Source organism: Streptomyces sp. QH1-20, assembly GCF_041283565.1.
Classification (GTDB): domain Bacteria; phylum Actinomycetota; class Actinomycetes; order Streptomycetales; family Streptomycetaceae; genus Streptomyces; species Streptomyces syringius.
On record NZ_CP166299.1, the window covers coordinates 1,893,247 to 1,911,965 of the forward strand.

16 protein-coding genes are annotated in these 18,719 nt (G+C 73.7%); 7 read left to right on the forward strand and 9 right to left on the reverse strand.

Annotated features, from left to right (window positions below):
- The first annotated feature begins 218 nt into the window (after positions 1 to 218).
- Complete coding sequence (locus AB8O64_RS08415) at positions 219 to 2,021, forward strand: glycoside hydrolase family 15 protein (RefSeq protein ID WP_370418600.1); 1,803 nt, start codon at positions 219 to 221, stop codon at positions 2,019 to 2,021.
- 118 nt (positions 2,022 to 2,139) lie between these two features.
- Positions 2,140 to 3,780 carry a PucR family transcriptional regulator gene (locus tag AB8O64_RS08420; RefSeq protein WP_370418601.1) on the forward strand — a complete coding sequence of 547 codons (1,641 nt, stop codon included), beginning with the start codon at positions 2,140 to 2,142 and terminating at the stop codon, positions 3,778 to 3,780.
- Positions 3,781 to 3,859: 79 nt separating this feature from the next.
- Here AB8O64_RS08420 and AB8O64_RS08425 read toward each other — a convergent pair whose 3' ends face one another.
- Together AB8O64_RS08425 and recN are read right to left on the reverse strand one after the other, a co-directional pair.
- Complete coding sequence (locus AB8O64_RS08425; RefSeq protein WP_370418602.1) at positions 3,860 to 4,981, reverse strand: glycosyltransferase family 4 protein; 1,122 nt, start codon at positions 4,979 to 4,981, stop codon at positions 3,860 to 3,862.
- A gap of 266 nt (positions 4,982 to 5,247) precedes the next feature.
- Positions 5,248 to 7,002 (reverse strand): DNA repair protein RecN, encoded by a 1,755-nt coding sequence (gene recN, locus AB8O64_RS08430; protein WP_370418603.1) that lies wholly within the window; start codon positions 7,000 to 7,002, stop codon positions 5,248 to 5,250.
- Between the two features lie 163 nt (positions 7,003 to 7,165).
- Here recN and AB8O64_RS08435 point away from each other — a divergent pair, with 163 nt between their 5' ends.
- Positions 7,166 to 8,596: a S41 family peptidase gene (locus AB8O64_RS08435; RefSeq protein WP_370418604.1), complete on the forward strand. Its 1,431-nt coding sequence runs from the start codon at positions 7,166 to 7,168 to the stop codon at positions 8,594 to 8,596.
- Between the two features lie 92 nt (positions 8,597 to 8,688).
- Here AB8O64_RS08435 and AB8O64_RS08440 read toward each other — a convergent pair whose 3' ends face one another.
- The 3 genes from AB8O64_RS08440 to AB8O64_RS08450 are packed head-to-tail and all read right to left on the reverse strand — an operon-like array spanning position 8,689 to position 10,791.
- The gene (locus AB8O64_RS08440) at positions 8,689 to 9,651 is read right to left on the reverse strand and encodes an NAD kinase (protein ID WP_130877049.1); all 963 of its coding nucleotides are present in this window, start codon (positions 9,649 to 9,651) and stop codon (positions 8,689 to 8,691) included.
- On the reverse strand, positions 9,648 to 10,463 hold the full coding sequence (locus AB8O64_RS08445; RefSeq protein WP_130877100.1) for a TlyA family RNA methyltransferase: 816 nt from the start codon (positions 10,461 to 10,463) through the stop codon (positions 9,648 to 9,650). Before AB8O64_RS08445 ends, AB8O64_RS08440 begins: the two co-directional genes overlap by 4 nt.
- A 13-nt stretch (positions 10,464 to 10,476) precedes the next feature.
- Positions 10,477 to 10,791, reverse strand: coding sequence for a hypothetical protein (locus AB8O64_RS08450; RefSeq protein ID WP_370418605.1), 315 nt, complete (start codon positions 10,789 to 10,791; stop codon positions 10,477 to 10,479).
- 68 nt (positions 10,792 to 10,859) lie between these two features.
- Between AB8O64_RS08450 and AB8O64_RS08455 the strand changes: the two genes are divergently transcribed.
- Positions 10,860 to 11,207, forward strand: a complete 348-nt coding sequence (locus AB8O64_RS08455) for a sterol-binding protein (protein WP_130877050.1) — start codon at positions 10,860 to 10,862, stop codon at positions 11,205 to 11,207.
- Here the strand turns inward: AB8O64_RS08455 and AB8O64_RS08460 are convergent.
- From AB8O64_RS08460 to AB8O64_RS08470, 3 genes are all read right to left on the reverse strand, one after another.
- Complete coding sequence (locus tag AB8O64_RS08460) at positions 11,155 to 11,997, reverse strand: ABC transporter ATP-binding protein (RefSeq protein ID WP_370418606.1); 843 nt, start codon at positions 11,995 to 11,997, stop codon at positions 11,155 to 11,157. The genes AB8O64_RS08455 and AB8O64_RS08460 overlap by 53 nt on opposite strands.
- 86 nt (positions 11,998 to 12,083) lie before the next feature.
- Complete coding sequence (locus AB8O64_RS08465) at positions 12,084 to 13,118, reverse strand: FecCD family ABC transporter permease (protein WP_370418607.1); 1,035 nt, start codon at positions 13,116 to 13,118, stop codon at positions 12,084 to 12,086.
- Positions 13,115 to 14,167, reverse strand: coding sequence for a FecCD family ABC transporter permease (locus tag AB8O64_RS08470; protein ID WP_370418609.1), 1,053 nt, complete (start codon positions 14,165 to 14,167; stop codon positions 13,115 to 13,117). Before AB8O64_RS08470 ends, AB8O64_RS08465 begins: the two co-directional genes overlap by 4 nt.
- 79 nt (positions 14,168 to 14,246) lie before the next feature.
- Here AB8O64_RS08470 and AB8O64_RS08475 point away from each other — a divergent pair, with 79 nt between their 5' ends.
- Positions 14,247 to 15,275, forward strand: coding sequence for an ABC transporter substrate-binding protein (locus AB8O64_RS08475; protein WP_370418610.1), 1,029 nt, complete (start codon positions 14,247 to 14,249; stop codon positions 15,273 to 15,275).
- 67 nt (positions 15,276 to 15,342) lie between these two features.
- On the forward strand, positions 15,343 to 16,179 hold the full coding sequence (locus tag AB8O64_RS08480; protein ID WP_370418611.1) for a siderophore-interacting protein: 837 nt from the start codon (positions 15,343 to 15,345) through the stop codon (positions 16,177 to 16,179).
- 102 nt (positions 16,180 to 16,281) lie between these two features.
- Here the strand turns inward: AB8O64_RS08480 and AB8O64_RS08485 are convergent, their stop codons facing one another.
- Positions 16,282 to 17,310: an HAD-IIA family hydrolase gene (locus tag AB8O64_RS08485; protein WP_370418612.1), complete on the reverse strand. Its 1,029-nt coding sequence runs from the start codon at positions 17,308 to 17,310 to the stop codon at positions 16,282 to 16,284.
- A 75-nt stretch (positions 17,311 to 17,385) separates the two neighbouring features.
- Here AB8O64_RS08485 and AB8O64_RS08490 point away from each other — a divergent pair, with 75 nt between their 5' ends.
- Positions 17,386 to 18,669, forward strand: coding sequence for a DUF1015 family protein (locus AB8O64_RS08490; protein ID WP_370418613.1), 1,284 nt, complete (start codon positions 17,386 to 17,388; stop codon positions 18,667 to 18,669).
- Positions 18,670 to 18,719: the final 50 nt, after the last annotated feature.

Sequence of the window (18,719 nt, forward strand, 5' to 3'; positions counted from 1 at the left end):
CCCGTCCGGTCCGGCCTCCCGGGCCACCCATTCGGCACAGTTTCCTCCACCAACTGTCGCGCGTCACACCAACTGGGCGTCGTATCCTGCACGGACACATGCAGCGAGCCGGCCGGCACGGCACCATCCCTGCCCCTCCCCGGAACAAGAGCTCGTCAAAGATCGCTTGACCGCAAGAGGACCCTTCGGGGTCACGTGGCCGTTCGACTGGAGATGACGTGGCCGGGCGTATCGAGGATTACGCACTCATCGGCGATATGCAGACCGCCGCCCTTGTCTGCCGGGACGGTACGGCCGACTGGCTGTGCCTCCCCCGCTTTGATTCCCACGCGACGTTCGCCGGGCTGCTGGGCACCGAGGAGCACGGCTTCTGGCGCATCGGGCCCGCACACCCCTCGGGGGCGGCACCACCGCACGCGGACCGGCGCCGGTACCGGGGGGACTCCCTCGTGCTCGAATCCGAATGGGACACCCCGCGCGGCACCGTGCGGGTGATCGACTTCATGCCGCCGCGTGACGGCGCGCCCCAGCTGATCCGGATCGTGGAAGGCGTCAGCGGCCGGGTGCCGATGCGCTCCTCGCTGCGGATGCGGTTCTCCTACGGCCGGGTCGTGCCGTGGGTCCACAAGGTCGGCGACCGCACGGTGGCCGTCGCGGGCCCCGACTCGGTATGGCTGGACACCTCGGCCGAGACCTTCGGCAAGGACCTCACCACCTATTCCGACTTCACCGTCTCCCCCGGCGAGCGGGTCGCCTTCACCATCAGCTGGCAGCCCTCGCACCGCGAGGCCCCGGCGCTGCCCGACCCCGAGGGGTCGCTGGAGGCGACGGAGGAGTTCTGGCGGGAGTGGGTCGAGCACTGTACGTACCACGGCCCCTACCGGGACGCCGTCGTCCGCTCGCTGATCACCCTCAAGGCGCTCACCTACGCCCCCACGGGCGGCATCGTCGCCGCGCCCACCACCTCGCTGCCCGAGGACATCGGCGGCTCCCGGAACTGGGACTACCGCTTCACCTGGCTGCGGGACGCCGCGATCACCCTCTCCTCGCTGCTGCGCACCGGCTACCGCGAAGAGGCGCGGGCCTGGCGCGAATGGCTGCTGCGCGCGGTCGCCGGCGACCCGGAGAACCTCCAGATCATGTACGGCATCGCGGGCGAGCGCGAGCTGGGCGAGGCCGAGCTGCCGTGGCTGCCGGGCTACGAGAACTCCAGCCCGGTCCGGATCGGCAACGGCGCCGCGGGCCAGCTCCAGCTGGACGTCTACGGCGAGGTCACCGAGGCGCTGCACCTCGCGCACATGACGGGGCTCGCCCGCAATGACTACGCCTCGCTCCTCCAGCTGCGCCTCATCGGCTATCTCGAGGACCACTGGAACGAGCCGGACGAGGGCATCTGGGAGGTGCGCGGCCCCCGCCGCCACTTCGTGCACTCCAAGGTGATGGCCTGGGTCGCGGTGGACCGCACCATCAAGCTCCTGGAGTCCGGGGACGTCGACGGCCCGCTGGAGCGCTGGCGCGAGCTGCGCGACGACATCCACCGGGACGTCTGCGAGAAGGGGTACGACAAGGAGCGCAACACCTTCACCCAGTCGTACGGCTCCAAGGAGCTGGACGCCTCGCTGCTGCTGATCCCGCAGATGGGTTTCCTGCCGCCCGACGACAAGCGTGTCATCGGCACCATCGAGGCCATCCAGCGCGAGCTGTCGACGCCGGACGGCTTCGTCCTGCGCTACCCCACCGCCGGTGAGAACCCGGGCGTGGACGGTCTGGAGGGTGACGAAGGGGCCTTCCTGGCCTGCTCCTTCTGGCTCGCGGACGACCTCGCCATGATCGGCCGGGTGGACGAGGCCCGGCAGCTCTTCGAGCGGCTGCTGGCGCTCCGCAACGACCTGGGGCTGCTGGCGGAGGAATGGGATCCGCGCCTGCAGCGGCAGGTGGGCAACTTCCCGCAGGCGTTCAGCCACGTGCCGCTGATCGACACTGCGCTGCGGCTGACGGCGTCGAGCGCGTTCGGGGGCTGACCCGCGGGACGCGTACGGTCGCGGCGGCGCTTCGGCCCGCCGTGGCCGAGGCGCCCCGCCAGGGGTGACGCGGCCGCCTTCCGTCCGGGCCGCGGACGTTCCCTGCGAGGATCGGGGAATGGAACCGCGAGGCCCGCAAGGGACGATCACCGTGGCGCGGGCTCTCGAACTGCCCGCGCTGCGCCGGGGGCTGCCCGAGGTCGTGGCTGCCGCCGACCGGCTGGACCGGCCGGTGCGCTGGGTGCACGCCGGGGAGGCGCCGAACATCGCCGCACTGCTCAAGGGCGGCGAGCTGCTGCTGACCACCGGCCTGGGAGTGGGCACCCGCCCGGCCGAGCAGCGCGCCTTCGTCCGCGGACTGGTGGAGCGGGACATCGCGGCCCTGGTGGTGGAGCTGGGCGCGCGCTTCGCGACGCTGCCCGCCGCGGTGGTGGACACGGCCCGTTCCTACGGTCTGCCGCTCGTCCAGCTGCACCGGGAGGTGCCGTTCGTGGCGGTGACCGAGGAGATCCACACCGAGCTGGTCAATGAGCACTACGCCCTGCTGCGCCGCGCCGAGGAGGTGCACCGGCAGTGCACGCGGGTGCTGCTGGACGGGGGCGGGGTGCCCGAGATCCTCCGGCTGTTCGCGGGCTTCGCGGGCAATCCGGTCTTCCTGGAGACGCCGGACGGCAGGCTGCTGTACGCGACGGGGCCCGAGCCCCAGCCGGGCGCCGCCGATCCGCTCCAGGTCTGGGAGGGGCTGCGGGCCGGAGCCGCCGCGGGCGGGCGCCTCACGGGCAGCGTGGTCGCCGACATCCCGGGCAGCGGTCCGGGCCCCGACGCGGTACGGGCGCGGCTGGCCGTCCTGCCGGTGAACGCGCCGCTGGCGCCGGTGCACCGCATCGCCGCGGACCGCACGGCGGGGCTGCTGGCGGTCGTCCTGCTCCAGGAGCGCCAGGAGGAGGAGCTGGCGGCGCGGGGGCGCGGCGACTTCCTGACCGACCTCGCCGAGGAGCGGCTGGACCCGGCGGACGCGCCCGCGCAGGCCCGGGTGCTGGGCTTCAGGCCGGGCCCGGGGCCGCTGCTGCCGGTGGTGCTGCGGCCGCAGGACCGGCACACGGGACCGGCGCCGGCGGACAGCTGGTCGGCGCTGGCCCATGCGGTGCGGGAGGAGCTGACGGCGGTGGGCGCGCCGGTGCTGCTGGGCGTGCGGCTGCCGGAGGGCCGGATGCCGCTGCTGGTCGGGCTGCGCGAGGAGTCCGACCGGGCGGCGGTCGCCGAGCGGGTGGCGGCTGCGCTGCGGGCGGGGGTGGAGCGGGCGTGGCCGGAACGGGCGGGTTCCCGGCCGCCGGTCGTGGTGGTCGGCGCGGCGGTCGGCTGGGCGGCGGCGGGTGCGGCCCTGCGGCACGCGGCGGACGCGGCGACGGCGGCGCAGGGGCTGCCGGACCGGCCCTGGCACGATGTGCGGCGGCTGGACGTCGACCTGCTGCTGTGGCGGCTGCGCTCCCACGGCGATCTGTCGGCGTTCGTCGAGCGGGTCATCGGCCCGCTCCTCGCCCACGACCGCGCCGCCCGCCCGCCGCTCCTGCCGACGCTGGAGACCTATCTCGCCTGCGCGGGCCGCAAGGCGGAAACCGCCCGCGAACTCCACCTCAACCGCCAGACCCTCTACGACCGCCTGGCCCGCATCGCCCGTCTGCTGGGCACGGACCTGGAGGACCCGCAGACAGCCCTGGCCCTGAGCCTGGCCCTGCAGGCGCGGCGGCATGTGACGTGACCTGTGTCCTCAAGCGCTTTTAGAGCCCGTCCGGCGCTTGAGGACACCGCGCGTAGCGCGCCTGACGACACCATGCCCGTCAGAAACCCCGTTGGCTCAGCTCGTCGTAGATGCTCAGGACGTGGGCGACCGTGTCGTCCTCCGTGGGCCAGCTCGCTGCCTGGGCCCGGCCCGCGGCGATGAGTTCGGTGCGGCGGTCGGGGTCGTCGAGGAGGCGGGTGACGGCGGCGGAGAGGGCGTCCGGGTCGCCGTAGGGGACGAGTTCGGCAGCGTCGCCTACCAGGTCGGGGACGCCGCCGACCGAGGTCGCGACCAGCGGGACGCCGGCGTGGAGCGCCTCCTGGGCGAGGAGCGAGCGGGCCTCCCAACGGCTCGGCAGGATCGCCACGTCGGCCGCCGCCAGCAGCTCGGGGACGTCGTCGCGCCGGCCGACCAGCCGGATGGGGAGGGCCTCGGTCTCGATCCGGTGCTGCAGCCACGGCCGCTCGGGGCCCTCGCCCGCCACGATCAGCAGCGGTTCGGGGTCCAGCTCGCGCCAGGCCCGGGCGGCGTCGAGGAGCGGGCCGTAGCCCCGGCCCGGCTCCAGACGGCCGACGGCGACCAGCAAGGGCCGGGCCACCGCGCCGAGTTCGGCGCGCGCCTTGTGCCGCAGGTGGTCGTCCTCCGGCGGTGCGGGGCGCGGCGCGGGCACCGCCACCGGCGCCAGCCGGGCATCGCGCGCGCCGCGCCGCCGGGCCCGGTCCACGAGGTCCGAGGAGGCGCCGAGCAGAACGGCCGCCGCCCGTGCCGCGCGCCGCTCCATCAGCCGCACGACGTGGGCCCGCGCGCCCTGCGCGCGCACCTTCGTGTGCCAGGTGACGACCAGCGGGGTGGGCCGGCCGCGCAGCGCCAGCGCCGCCAGCACCCCCGAGCGCAGGCCGTGCGCGTGCACGACGTCGGCGCTGAGGCTGGCGGCCCGGATCCCGGCGACCGCCGACGCGTCCGCGCACGTCGGCAGCGGGGCGAACGAGGCTCCCGAGCCCGCGAAAGCCCACCCCTCGCCGGTCCCGCGCGGCGCGCACACCGTCACCCGCAGTCCGCGCGCCACGAGCCCGGCCGCGAGCGACCGCACGTGCGCGCCACTGCCCGCGCTCCCGCTGCCCAGGACCTGTACGGCGTGCAGGGACGGCCGCGCGTGCGACGGGCCGGGTGTACTGCTCACGCGGGCGGAGCTCCTGATTCGACGTCGGCGGAGTCGGGCAGAGTCGGGCAGAGTCGTACGACACGGTGCTGAGCCCAGGATGCCAGCCCCCCATGCCCTCCCTGCACCAGCATTGCGTGATTTGTCGGCCTTACCTCGCCCACGCATCCACGGATTCACTCACATGAGTGACCAGGGCGTCCGTAACCAAGACCAGGCCGGACCATCGCCCACGAGCGGACGCCCCCCGCCCGGCCCAGCCCGGTCAGTGCCCGTCAGGGGCCCGCTCAGTGCCCCGTGTCGCGCGCCGCCGCCAGGAGTTCCTCGGCGTGGGCACGGGCCAGTTGGGAGTCCTCCTGGCCCGCCAGCATGCGGGAGAGTTCGCGTACCCGGTCCTCGCCCTCCATCGCCTGGACACCGCTTCGGGTCACCGAGCCCTCGTGGGTCTTCTCCACCACCAAATGGCGGTCGGCGAAGGCCGCGACCTGCGGGAGGTGGGTGACCACCACGACCTGCGCGGTCCGGGCCAGCTTGGCCAGCCGGCGTCCGACCTCGACGGCGGCCTTTCCGCCGACACCGGCGTCGACCTCGTCGAAGAGATACGTCGGCACGGGGTCGGAGCCCGCGAAGACCACCTCGACGGCGAGCATGACGCGGGACAGCTCACCACCGGACGCCCCCTTCGCGATGGGGCGGGGCTGGGCGCCGGGGTGCGGGGCGAGCAGCAGCTCGACGTCGTCGGCGCCGTGCGGGCCGTACGCGACGGCCCGGCCGGCGACCTCGATGCCGGTCTCCGGCCGGTCCACCTCGGTCTGCCGGACGGAGAAGGTGACGCGCGCGTGCGGCATGGCGAGCGAGGCGAGTTCGGCGGTGACCGCGTCGGCGAATCGCTTCGCCGCCTCCGTCCGGGCGTCGGTCAGTGCCTGCGCCAGCTCGCCCAGCTCGGCGCGGAGCGCGTCCCGCTCGGCAGTGAGTTCGCCGATGCGGTCGTCGTCGCCCTCCAGCTCGCCGAGCCGGGCCGCGCTCTCCTCGGCCCAGGCCAGCACGGCGGCGATGTCCGCCCCGTACTTGCGGGTCAGGTGGGTCAGGGCGGCGCGCCGCTCCTCCACCGCCGCGAGCCGGCGGGGGTCGGCATCGAGGTCGGAGGCGTAACCGGCGAGCTCCCCGGCGACGTCCGCGAGCAGGATGCCGAGCTCGCCGAGCCGCTCGGCGAGCGAGGCGAGGGCGGGGTCGTGGGAGCGCACGGACTCCAGAGTGCGATGCGCGCCCGCGACGAGGCTGGTGGCGTCGAACGCCTCGGGGTCCTCGGGGTTCCCGGCGAGGGCGGCGTGCGCGGCGGTGGCCGCGGAGGCGAGGGCCTCGGCGTGGCCGAGCCGCTCGGCCACGGCGGCGAGTTCGGCGTCCTCCCCCGGCAGGGGCGCGGTGGCGGCGATCTCGTCCAGGCCGAAGCGCAGCAGATCGGCCTCCTGGGCGCGCTCGCGGGCGCGTGTGGTCAGCTCCTCCAGCTCGCCGACGACGGCCCGCAGCCTGCGGTAGGCGCCGCCGTACTTGGCGAGCGGCACGGACACCGCGTCGCCCGCGTACCGGTCGAGGGCCTGCCGCTGCCGGGCCGGGCGCAGCAGCCCCTGCTGGTCGGTCTGGCCGTGCACGGCGACGAGGTCGTCCGCCAGCTCGGCCAGCAGCCCCACGGGCACGCTCCGGCCGCCGAGGTGGGCGCGCGAGCGCCCCTCGGCGGAGAGGGTGCGGCTGATGAGCAGCGTGCCGTCGTCGAGTTCGGCGCCGGCCTCCTCGGCCCGTACGGCCGCGGGCGAGGTGTGGTCGACGGTGATCCTCCCCTCGACCACGGCGGCTTTGGCCCCCACCCGCACCAGGGCGGGGTCGGCGCGCCCGCCGAGCAGCAGACCGAGGCTGGTGACGACCATGGTCTTGCCCGCGCCGGTCTCACCGGTCACCGCGGTGAAACCGGGTGACAGCTCGACCACCGCGTCATCAATGACGCCCAAGGACCGGATCCGCATCTCCTCCAACACGGATACGACCATACGAGGTTCTGAGGGCGCCTCGCGACGGCCACCCCCGCGGACCGCCCTGGGGATACCCCCACCACCGGTCCGGGTGATCACTCCATGGCCCCGGATCCCCCTGCCCGCGAGGCTTGTCGTGGCAGTTCCCGCCGGTTCCGACACCACACATCATGAGGTCAACATGACCGTTCGATCCCGTACTCCCCGCGCCACCACACTCCTGCTCGCCGCCGCGGTCGCCCTGACCACCGCCGCCGGCACCGGGGACGCGGTCGCCCACAGCCCCCGCCCGGCGGGGCTGGAGGGCACGTGGCGCATGGACGGCTACGGCACGGTCGTCTCCGTCGAGAACGGCGGGCGGCTGCTGCGGACGTACGAGACCACGGCCGTCAGCTGCGTCCCCGGTGAGGTGACCGCCACCCGGCCGACCGCCACGGGCCCCTTCCGGCAGGACGGCGACGTACTCACGGTGAACGCCACGGGTCCGGACCGGGCGGAGTTCGCCTTCGCCGACAACGTGGGCCACCGCACGCTGCGCCGCACGGCCGCGCTGCCCGCGAACTGCCACGGCCAGACCCCTCCCGCCCCGGACACCAAGGCGGACCCGCGGGACGTCTTCGACGTCTACTGGCAGACCTACGCCGAGAACTATCCCTTCTTCGCCGCCCGGAACATCGACTGGAACGCCGTGCGGGACCGCTTCCGGCCGCGGGTCACCCGCACGACCAGCCCGGCCGAGCTGTTCTCGATCCTGTCGGAGATGATCCGGCCGCTGCACGACGGGCACACCGGGCTGGTCGACCTCACGCGGCCCAAGGAGTACTTCTCCGGAATCCGCGAGGACACCGTCATGCCTGACGGGGAAGGGCGGAAGCGCATCGACGAGGTGGTCCTCGCGGGCCCTGTCGGGGATCTCCTGCTCACCCAGGGCAACGGGCAGATCACCTACTCCGAGGGCACCGACCGGATCGGCTTCCTCCGCATCACCGGCTTCCAGAACTACGGGCAGGGCGACGGCTACGAGGCCGACAAGGCCGTGCTGGGCAAAGCCCTCGACGAGGTCTTCACCGCCGCCCGGACCCGCGGCCCGAAGGCCCTGCGCGGCCTGATCCTCGATCTGCGGCTCAACGGCGGCGGCTCCGACCGTCTCGCCCTGGACGTGGCCGAGCGGCTGACCGACCGGCCCTACACGGCCTACCTCAAGCACGCGCGGAACGACGCCCGCGACCCCCGTGAGTTCACCCCCGCCGAGCCGGTCCGGGTCCGCCCGCACCAGGGGCCGGTATACACCGGTCCCCTGACCGTCCTCACCGGACGGCTGACGATGAGCGCGGGCGAGACCCTCACCCAGGCCCTGCTGGGCCGCGGGCCGAAGCCCACGCTGATCGGTGAGAACACCCAGGGGCTGTTCTCCGACAAGCTGGAGCGCACGCTGCCCAACGGCTGGAAGTTCTGGCTCCCGAACGAGGAGTTCCTGAGCGCGAAGGACGGCCGTACGACGTACGACGGCGCGGGCATACCGCCGCACATCCGCACGGACGTCTTCACGGAGAAGGAGCTGACGGAAGGCCGCGACTCGGCTCTCGCCGAGGCACGCAGGCGACTGCGCTGACGGGCGAGCCCGTCCGGCACCCGAGCCGACGGCTGGCCCGCCGTTTCGTCCTCAATCGCCGGACGGGCTGGATTCGGATCCGCCGGACACCGCTAGTGCGGCGCGCCCCGCCACCCGGCGACCGGCAGGGCGAACTTCGCGACCAGCCGGTCCGTGAACGAGGCGTGGTGCAGGCGCGCGAGACGCACCGGCACCGCGCCCCGCCGTACCTCCACCCGCGCGCCCGCGGGAAGTTCGACGGTCCGTCTGCCGTCGCACCACAGCACACCGTTGGGCGTCTGCGGCTGAACCTCCACCGCGAGCACCGAGTCCGGCGCGGTGACCAGGGGCTTGGCGAAGAGCGCGTGCGCGCTGATGGGGACCATCAGCAGCGCCTCGACCTCCGGCCAGACCACCGGGCCGCCCGCCGAGAAGGCGTAGGCGGTGGAGCCGGTCGGGGTGGCGCAGACGACGCCGTCGCCGCCGAACCGCGAGACCGGCCTGCCGTCGACCTCGGTGACGACCTCCAGCAGGCGCTCGCGGGCGGCCTTCTCGACCGACGCCTCGTTCAGCGCCCAGTCGGTGTGCACGACGTGTCCGTCGTTGCGCACGAGGACGTCGAGGGTCATCCGCTCCTCGACCTCGTAGGCCCGCGTCACGACCCGGTCGACGACCTTGTCGAGGTCGTCCCGCTCGGCCTCGGCGAGGAAGCCGACCCGGCCGAGGTTGACGCCCAGCATCGGCACCCCCGAGCGCCGCGCGAACTCGGCGCCCCGCAGCAGCGTGCCGTCCCCGCCGAGCACCACCAGGAGCTCGCACCCCTCCAGGACGTCCGGCTTGCCCGGGCCGGCCTCCACCAGCTCGGCCGAGGGCGGCAGCGGCAGGTCGGCGGCCTCCTCCGCCAGCACCCGCACGCCGATTCCGCAGCGCAGCAGTCCTTGGACGACCAGCTCGGCGCTGCGGATGGCCGCCGGGCGGCCGGTGTGGGCGAGGAGGAAGACCGTGCGTCCGCCGGCCTCCTCCCCCGCCGGGTTCTGCTCCTGCGATGCTGCTGATGCTGCTTCTGAAGTGGTCAACGGGGCCCCTCCGCCACTGCACGGTCAACGTCCGCCGGGTCCAGTTCGGGCGCTCCGGCGCGCAGCCACAGAAAGTACTCGACGTTGCCCGAGGGCCCGGGCAGCGGGCTCGCCGTCACGCCCAGCACACCGAGCCCGAGGCCCGCCGCCCGGGCGGCGACCGCGCGGACCGCCTCGGCCCGCAGCTGGGTGCTGCGCACCACGCCACCGGTACCGAGCCGCTCCTTGCCCACCTCGAACTGCGGCTTCACCATCAGCACCAGGTCGGCGTCGGGCGCGGCGCAGCGCACGAGGGCGGGCAGCACCAGGCCGAGCGGGATGAAGGACAGATCGCCCACGATCAGGTCGACGGGTTCGTCGTCGATCTGCTCCAGCGTCAACTCGCGGACGTTCGTGCGGTCCTTCACGGTGACCCGCTCATCGCTCTGGAGCGACCAGGCGAGCTGTCCGTAGCCCACGTCCACGGCGACGACGTGGGCCGCGCCCGCGCGCAGCAGGACGTCCGTGAAGCCGCCCGTGGAGGCGCCGGCGTCGAGCGCCCGGCGGCCCTCGACCTTCAGCCCGAGCGGGACGAACGCGGCGAAGGCGCCCGCGAGCTTGTGGCCGCCGCGGGAGACGTAGTCCGGGTCGTTCTCGTCCTGGGTGACGACGACGGCGGCGCTGATCTCCACCTGGGTGGCCGCCTTGGTCGCGGTCGTGCCGCCGACGGTCACCCGGCCCGCCGCGATCAGCTGGCTCGCGTGCTCGCGGGAGCGGGCGAGTTTCCGGCGCACCAGCTCGGCGTCGAGTCGGCTGCGGCGCGGGCGGGTCACTGCCACGAGTGGTTCAGCTCCTGTTGTCGTACGAAGCGGGGGACCCGACGGGCACGGACGGTGCGGACGGGCCGGGGCGCCGGTCGAGCGCGGTGAGCGCGTCGCGCAGGCCCCGGTGTACATCCTCGTACACCTCCAGGTGGCCGCTCGCCGCGAGGTGGTCGGCATCGGCCAGCCTGGCCAGCTGGGCGTCCACGGCGGCGTCGCCGGTGGGGGTGCGGTCGACGCCCAGCGGCAGCGGCCGGCCGGCGCCGGCAACGGCGTCCGGGGCGGGGCTCTCCGGCTCGGGCACCCGCAGCTCCCGCGCACCGGTCATCGGATCGGTCATGGCTCCGACGCTACCTCCAAACGGTGCCTGAGCGGCGTACGCGGTCCGCTGGGGTACCGTCCCTACCGATGGCGACCATCGAGGAGTGCCGCAGCGCACTCGACCGGCTGGCGGAGAACCTCGCGGGGGCGAGCGGTGACCTCCGCGACGCCGCCGCGCCCGACCGCTCGCTCAGCTGCCACATCACCGACCTCGACGTCACCTTCGTGGGTCATCTCGCGGGCGGCCACATCCAGGACGTACGGACCTTGCCGGGCACCCCCGAGCGGCGGGCGGAGATCGCCCTGACGATGTCCGGTGACGATCTGGTGGCGCTGGTCGACGGCAGGCTGAAGTTCGCGAAGGCCTGGGCCGCCGGCCGGGTCAGGGTGCAGGCGAGCCTGCGGGACGTGCTGCGCCTGCGGTCGCTGCTGTAGCGGTCCGGGACCGCCGGGCGGCCGGAACGACCAGGGGCGTCCCGGTCTCCGGATCCTCGATGACCTGACAACGCAGACCGAACACGCGTTCCACCAGTTCGGCCGTCACCACGTCCGTCGGCGCCCCCTCGGCGACGACCCGCCCGTCGCGCATCGCGATCAGGTGCGTGGCGTAGCGCGCGGCGTGGTTGAGGTCGTGCAGCACGGCGACCAGGGTGCGGCCCTGCTCCTCGTGCAGTTCGGCACAGAGGTCGAGGACTTCGATCTGGTGCTGGATGTCGAGGTAGGTGGTCGGCTCGTCGAGGAGCAGCAGCGGGGTCTGCTGGGCGAGGGCCATCGCGATCCAGACCCGCTGGCGCTGCCCGCCGGAGAGTTCGTCGACGTACCGCTCGGCGAGCGCGTCGACGCCGGTCGCGGCCATGGACTCGCCCACGATCCGCTCGTCCTCCCGCGACCACTGCCGCAGCAGTCCCTGGTGCGGGTGGCGGCCGCGGGCGACGAGGTCGCCGACGGTGATCCCGTCGGGGGCGACCGAGGACTGCGGCAGCAGTCCGAGCGTGCGGGCCACCTGCTTGACGGGGTGGGAGTCGATGGCGGAGCCGTCCAGGAGGACGGCTCCGGCGGTCGGCTTGAGCATCCGCGACAGGGCGCGCAGCAGTGTGGACTTGCCGCAGGCGTTGGGGCCGACGATGACGGTGAAGGAGTTGTCGGGCACCGCGACCGAGAGGTCCTCGGCGATGACCCGCCGGTCGTAGGCGAGGGTGACGGATTCGGCCGCCAGTCGGCTCATGGGGTCTCTCCTGGAATCCTGGGCGCTGTGCGGCCGGCCGTCAGCCGGCCGGCGGTCGGTGTGCGGTCCGCTCGTATCCGGTCCGCTCATATCCGGCCCGCCCTGCGCTCGGTGATCAGCAGCCACAGCAGATAGCAGCCGCCGAGCATTCCGGTCACGGCGCCGACGGGCAGTTGGTCCGCCCCGAAGACCCGCTGGGACGCCCAGTCGGCGCCGACCAGCAGGGCCGCGCCCATGCAGGTGGCGGCGGCCAGGTTGGGGCCGGGGGCGCGGGTGAGCCGCCGGGCGAGCTGCGGCGCGGCCAGCGCGACGAAGGCGACGGGCCCGGCGGCGGCGGTCGCGACGGCGGTCAGCAGCACGGCGGCCACCACCAGCACGAGCCGGCACCGCTCGACCCGTACGCCGAGCGCGTACGCGGCGTCGTCCCCCATCTCCAGCATCCGCAGGGACCGTCCCTGGCCGAAAACGACCGGGAAGACCACACCGCACACGACGAGCAGCGGCCACACCTGGGCCCAGTCGCGGCCGTTGAGCGAGCCGACCATCCACACCATCGACCGGGTGGCGTCGACGATGTCGGCCTTGGTCATGAGGTAGTCCCGGGCGGCGGTGAGCACGGCGGTCGCACCGATGCCGACGAGGACGAGGCGGTAGCCGTGGATGCCCTTCTGCCACGAGAGCAGATAGACGGCGAGGCCGGTGAGCACGCCGCCGACGACGGCGCCGCCCGCCACGGCGAACGTGCCACCGTGGAAGAGGACGATGACGGTGAGGGCCCCGGCCGCCGAGCCCTGGCCGAAACCGATCACGTCGGGGCTGCCCAGCGGGTTACGGGAGACGGACTGGAAGACCGCGCCGGCGAGCCCGAGGGACGCCCCGACGAGCAGCCCGACCAGGACGCGCGGAAGCCGCAGGTCCTGCACGATGAACTCCTGGGCGGGGGTGCCGCCGCCGGTCAGGGTCGTGAGGACCTCGGCGGGGGTCATGGGGAAGTCGCCGGTGCCGATGAGGACGACCGAGGCGGTGAGCGCGAGGGCCAGGAGCAGAGCTACGACGAGCGCCGACCGGGGAGCCACGCGCAGGGACAGCCCGCCACGGGTGCGGATCGTTTTGGCGGTCACAGCTGGGCCATCCTCCGGCGACGTACGAGATGGATGAAGACGGGCCCGCCGATGAGCGCGGTGACGATGCCGGCCTGGAGTTCGCCGGGGCGGGCGACGATGCGGCCGATCACGTCCGCGCCGAGCAGCAGCACCGGTGACAGCACGGCCGCGTAGGGCATGACCCAGCGCAGGTCCGGGCCGGTGAGGCTGCGGACGATGTGCGGGACCATCAGGCCGATGAAGACGATGGGGCCGCAGGCGGCGGTCGCCGCGCCGCACAGCAGCGTGACGGCGGCCATCGCGAGGACGCGGGTCCGCGTCAGCCGGGCGCCGAGCGCCCGCGCGGTGTCGTCGCCCAGGGCCACCGCGTTCAGGGGACGGGCGAGCGCGAGGGCGATCAGCACACCGGCCGCGATGAACGGCGCGATCTGCCCTACGACGTCGATGTCGGCCACGGCGAGCGAACCGGCCGTCCAGAAGCGCATCTTGTCGAGCGCGGCGGAGTCCAGGAGCTGGACGGAGTTGACGTACCCGTAGAGCGCGTACGTCACCGCGGTGCCCGCGAGCGCGAGCCGCACGGGGGTCGCGCCACGGGTTCCACCGAGCGCGTAGACCACGACCGCGACGACGGCGGCGCCGAGGAAGGCGAACCACACGTATCCGCGGACCGATGTGACGCCGAAGAAGGTGACGGAGGAGACGACCGCGGCCGAGGCTCCGGCGTTGACGCCGAGCAGTCCGGGGTCGGCGAGCGGGTTGCGGGTGAGTGCCTGCATCACGACGCCGGCGAGTCCGAGCCCGGCGCCGACGAGCAGTCCGAGCAGGGTGCGGGGCACGCGTACGTCGCGCACGACCACGTCGGTGTCGCTGCCCGTGGCGTGGAAGAGCCCGTGCCAGACCTGGTCGAGGGGGATCGGCTTGGCGCCGACGGCGATGCTCGCGACGACGACCAGCGCCAGCAGCGCGACCGAGGCGAGCAGCCCGGCGGCCCGTGCCGTGCTCCGGCCGCGGGACGCCGCCGATTTCGGCGGTTCCGCTGAGGTTTGGGGGGGACTCTCGACCAACACGCGGTTAGGTTAGCCTACCCTGACGCCACCCCATCGAACGAGGTTCGTTCGAACGCACCCCCGAGAGAAGAACGTCTCCATGAGCACTTCCCGCACCCACTCCCCGTCCCGCCGCGGCATCCTCGCCGCCGGTGGCGCCCTCGGCATCGGCGCCTTCCTCACCGCCTGCGGGGGTGGCGGCTCGAAGGACTCGGGCGGGAACGGCTCGGGTTCGGACTCCGGCCCCTGGACCTTCAAGGACGACCGGGGCACCACGGTCAAGGCCGACAAGACCCCGAAGAAGGTCGTCGCCTTCACCGGCACCGCCGCCGCCCTGCACGACTTCGGCTTCGAGTGCGCGGGCGTCTTCGGCCCGACGAAGCTCAAGGACGGCAAGCCCGACCCGCAGGCCGGCGACCTCGACGTCGACAAGGTGACGGTCCTCGGCAACGCCTGGGGCGAGTTCAACGTCGAGAAGTACGCGGCCATGAGCCCCGAACTGCTCGTCACCAACATGCTCCAGGCGCAGGAACTCTGGTACGTGCCGGACGACAGCAAGAAGAAGATCCTCGGCCTCGCCCCCAGCGTCGGCATCAACGTCACCAAGGTCTCGCTGACCCAGGTCATCGGACGCTACGCCGAGCTCGCCGGGTCGCTCGGCGCCGACCTCAAGGCCAAGAAGGTCACGGACGCGAAGGCACGCTTCGAGAAGGCCTCCGAGACCCTCCGCCAGGCCGCCAGGGCCAAGAAGGGCCTCAAGGTCCTCTGCGCGTCCGGCTCCGCCGACCTGCTCTACGTCTCCGAGCCGGGCGTCTACGCCGACCTCACCTACTTCAAGCAGCTCGGCGTCGAGTTCATCGTCCCCGACAAGGTCACCGGCGGCTTCTTCGAGAGCCTCAGCTGGGAGAACGCCGGCAAGTACGCCGCCGACCTGATCCTGCTCGACAACCGCACCTCCGCCCTGCAGCCCAAGGACCTCGAGTCCAAGCCCACCTGGGCCGGGCTCCCCGCCGTCAAGGCCGGCCAGATCACCCCCTGGCTCAGCGAGCCCCGCTACTCCTACGCCGGCTGCGCCCCCCTCGTCGAGAGCCTCGCCGCCGCGATCGAGAAGGCCAAGAAGGTCAGCTGAGGCCCCCTCCCTGGTCGGCGCCCGCCGCCCGCCCCGCCTCCTGACGACGCCCGAAAGGACCCGCCGCATGACCGACGCCCCGCCCTACCGCTTCTTCGACGCGCACGTCGTCCGCACCGAGCGGATCAGCCCCGCCATGACCCGTGTCACCTTCGGCGGCGACGACCTCGGTGACGTCGTCGTCGACGGCCGCGACCAGCGCTTCAAGCTGTTCCTGCCCCAGCCGGGGCAGGAGGCGCCGGTGCTGCCCGCCCGCGACGAGAGCTGGTTCGGCGAGTGGCGGGCACAGGACCCGTCCGAACGGGCCGTCATGCGCACCTACACCGTCCGGGAGATGCGCTACGGGCCGGACGAGATGGACGTCGACTTCGTGCTGCACGGCGTCGGGGACGACGCGTCGGGCGGCCACGCGGGCCCGGCCTCCACCTGGGCCCACGCCGCCCGCCCCGGCGACCGCGCCGTACTCCTCGCCCCGGTCGGCACGGACAACGGCGGCGCGGACTTCCAGCCGCCGGCCGGCACCGACTGGGTCCTCGTCACCGCCGACGAGACCGCCCTGCCCGCCACGGCCGGCATCCTCGCCTGGCTCCCGGCGGGCACCAAGGCCAAGGTCTGGATCGAGGTCGCGCACGCCGACGACGTCCAGGACCTCCCCACCGCCGCCGACGCCGACATCACCTGGCTGGTCCGCGGCACCGACCCGGAGCCGGTGCTCGACGCCCTCCGCGCCGCGGAACTGCCCGCCGGCACCCCGTACGCCTGGATAGCCGGCGAGTCCGGCACCGTCCGCGCGCTCCGCCGCCACCTCGTCGGCGACCGCGGCTTCGACCGCCGGGCGGTGACCTTCACGGGCTACTGGCGCCGCGGCGCCACCGAAGAGGACCTGCTCGCCGAACTGGCGTGACAGCCGCCGGACGGGCTCATTGCACCCGTCCGGCGTTCGAGGACGCGCCCGCAGGGCGCCCGCCGCCGCAGGCGGCAAGACAGCCCGCAGCCGAAGAACCGACTACCAGCCGAGCCGCCCCAGCGCCTGCGCCGCGTCCAGGTCGCAGGAGCCCTCCCCCGCGGCCGTCCACGCCGCCGCACTCAGCGCGCGCAGAGCGTCGATGCGGTCGCCGTCCCCGTCCAGCGCCAGCGCCTCGCCGTCGGCCGTAGCCGTCCAGCCACCGCAGCGGAAGGCGTCACCGGCGGCCTCCACCGACGGCTGTGGCTCCAGCAGCCCCCGCAGGTCCTCGGTCACATACGTCGGCCGGTGCTCGGGCGGAGCCGCGAGCAGCTGCGCCGCCGTCGTCACCCCGGTGAGGACCAGCAGCGAGTCCACACCGCCCACGTGCGCGCCCTCGATGTCCGTGTCGAGCCGGTCCCCGACCACCAGCGGCCGCTCCGCGCCCGTCCGCAGCACCGTCTCCCGGTGCATCGGCGGCAGCGGCTTGCCCGCCACCTGCGGCTCCGCACCCGTGGCTATCCGGACGACCTGCACCGCCGCGCCGTTGCCCGGCGCGATGCCCCGCGCGCTCGGAATCGTCAGATCCGTGTTCGAGGCGAACCACGGCAGCCCGCGCGCCACCGCGTACGACGCCTCCGCCAGCCGCGACCACGGCATGTCCGGGCCGCCGTAGCCCTGCGCCACGGCGGCCGGGTCGTCGTCCGCCGAGTCCACCGGCACCAGCCCGCGCTCGCGCAGCGCGACCCGCAGCCCCTCCGCGCCGATCACCAACACCCGGGATCCGGCGGGAAGCTGATCGGCGATCAGCCGCGCCACCGCCTGCGCGGAGGTGATCACATCGCTCGGCTCGGCGGGCACACCCAGCTCCGTCAGGTGCCCGGCCACCGTCTCCGGGGTACGGGCGGCGTTGTTCGTCACGTAGGCGAGATGCATGCCCCCGTCCCGGGCCGTGCCGAGCGACTCGACGGCGTGCGCGATGGCCTCGCCGCCCGCGTAGACCACGCCGTCGAGGTCCAGCAGCGCGGTGTCATAGGCCTCGCTGAGCCGCTTCCCGCTGCCGTCGGGGCCGGTCCGGACGGTCTGGTTCATCGTGTGATCTCTCCTTGTGCTGTACGTCTCTTCCCAGATCATTGCTCATCCGCCCATGAGACATAACATTTCCCAATGAGCACTCCAGGTCACGCAGGGCAGGGTCTTCAACTCGCCCCCTTCCGAGGGTTGCGCTACGTCCCCGAGCGAGTGGGCAGCCTCGCCGCTGTCACATCGCCCCCTTATGACGTCGTCGTGCGGCCGGACGGTCTGCGCCACCTGGAGACCGCCGACCCGCACAACATCGTGCGACTGATCCTCCCCCAGGCCGCCACCGCCGCCGACCGGCACCGGCAGGCCGCGGACACGCTGCGGCAGTGGCAGGAGGAGCGGATCCTCGCCGCCGACCCCGAGCCCGCCCTGTACGTCTACGAGCAGCGCGGTGACGGCATACTGCAGCGCGGTCTGATCGGCGCGCTGCGCCTCAGCCCCCGCGAGGAAGGCGTCGTCCTCCCCCACGAGGACGTCATGCCGCACATCGTCGAGGACCGCGCCGCCCTGATGCGCGACACCGCGGCCAATCTCGAGCCGCTGCTCTTCTCCTACCGGGGCGGCGAGGCCGGCACGAACGGCACGGCGGACGTCATCGAGCGCGTCATCCGCTGCGAGCCGCTGCTGTCGACGACCACGGAGGACGGCTACGCCCACCGCCTGTGGTCGATCACCGACCCGGACGACCTGGCCCGGATCGACGAGGACCTCTCCAGCCGGCAGGCCCTGATCGCGGACGGCCACCACCGCTGGGCCACCTACCTGCGGCTGCACGCCGAGCAGCCCGCCCCCGGCCCCTGGGACTTCGGTCTGGTGCTCCTGGTGGACACCTCCCGCTACCCGCTGCGGGTCCGGGCCATCCACCGCCTCCTGCACCGTCTCCCGGTGGCCGAGGCCCTGGCGGCCGTGGAGGGCCTCTTCCGGGTACGCACCGTCGAGGGCCCGTTGTCGAGCGCGCTGGAGGCTCTGGACGAGGCGGTGGCCGATGGGGGCAACGCCTTCGTGCTCGCCGGTGACGGCCGCTTCCACCTCCTCGACCGCCCGGATCCGGACCTCCTGGCCCGTACGGTCCCCGCCGACCGCCCGGAGGCCTGGCGCACGCTCGACGCGACGGTCCTGCACTCCGTCCTGCTGGAGCACGTCTGGCGGGTGGCGGACGACCCGGAGCACATCGGCTACATCCACGAGACGGCGGCGGCCGTCACCCAGGCCGAGCGGCACGGCGGCACGGCCGTGCTGATGCACCCGGTCCACGAGGACGTCGTACGGGAACTGGCCGCGCAGGGCGTGACCATGCCCCGCAAGTCGACGTCCTTCGGCCCCAAGCCGGCCACCGGCCTGGTCCTGCGCAGTCTCGCGCTGAACTGAGCACCCGCCGCCGCGACAGGCGGCGTCCGGATACGCGTGGAGGGCGGCAC

Bases quoted from the DNA above. Each gene is read 5' to 3' on its own strand.
- AB8O64_RS08475 (WP_370418610.1), top strand. From the start codon at position 14,247: ATGAGCACTTCCCGCACCCACTCCCCGTCCCGCCGCGGCATCCTCGCC.
- AB8O64_RS08460 (WP_370418606.1), bottom strand. From the start codon at position 11,997: ATGAGCCGACTGGCGGCCGAATCCGTCACCCTCGCCTACGACCGGCGG.
- AB8O64_RS08490 (WP_370418613.1), top strand. From the start codon at position 17,386: ATGAGCACTCCAGGTCACGCAGGGCAGGGTCTTCAACTCGCCCCCTTC.
- recN (WP_370418603.1), bottom strand. From the start codon at position 7,002: ATGGTCGTATCCGTGTTGGAGGAGATGCGGATCCGGTCCTTGGGCGTC.
- AB8O64_RS08455 (WP_130877050.1), top strand. From the start codon at position 10,860: ATGGCGACCATCGAGGAGTGCCGCAGCGCACTCGACCGGCTGGCGGAG.
- AB8O64_RS08420 (WP_370418601.1), top strand. From the start codon at position 2,140: ATGGAACCGCGAGGCCCGCAAGGGACGATCACCGTGGCGCGGGCTCTC.
- AB8O64_RS08485 (WP_370418612.1), bottom strand. From the start codon at position 17,310: ATGAACCAGACCGTCCGGACCGGCCCCGACGGCAGCGGGAAGCGGCTC.
- AB8O64_RS08450 (WP_370418605.1), bottom strand. From the start codon at position 10,791: ATGACCGATCCGATGACCGGTGCGCGGGAGCTGCGGGTGCCCGAGCCG.
- AB8O64_RS08480 (WP_370418611.1), top strand. From the start codon at position 15,343: ATGACCGACGCCCCGCCCTACCGCTTCTTCGACGCGCACGTCGTCCGC.
- AB8O64_RS08435 (WP_370418604.1), top strand. From the start codon at position 7,166: ATGACCGTTCGATCCCGTACTCCCCGCGCCACCACACTCCTGCTCGCC.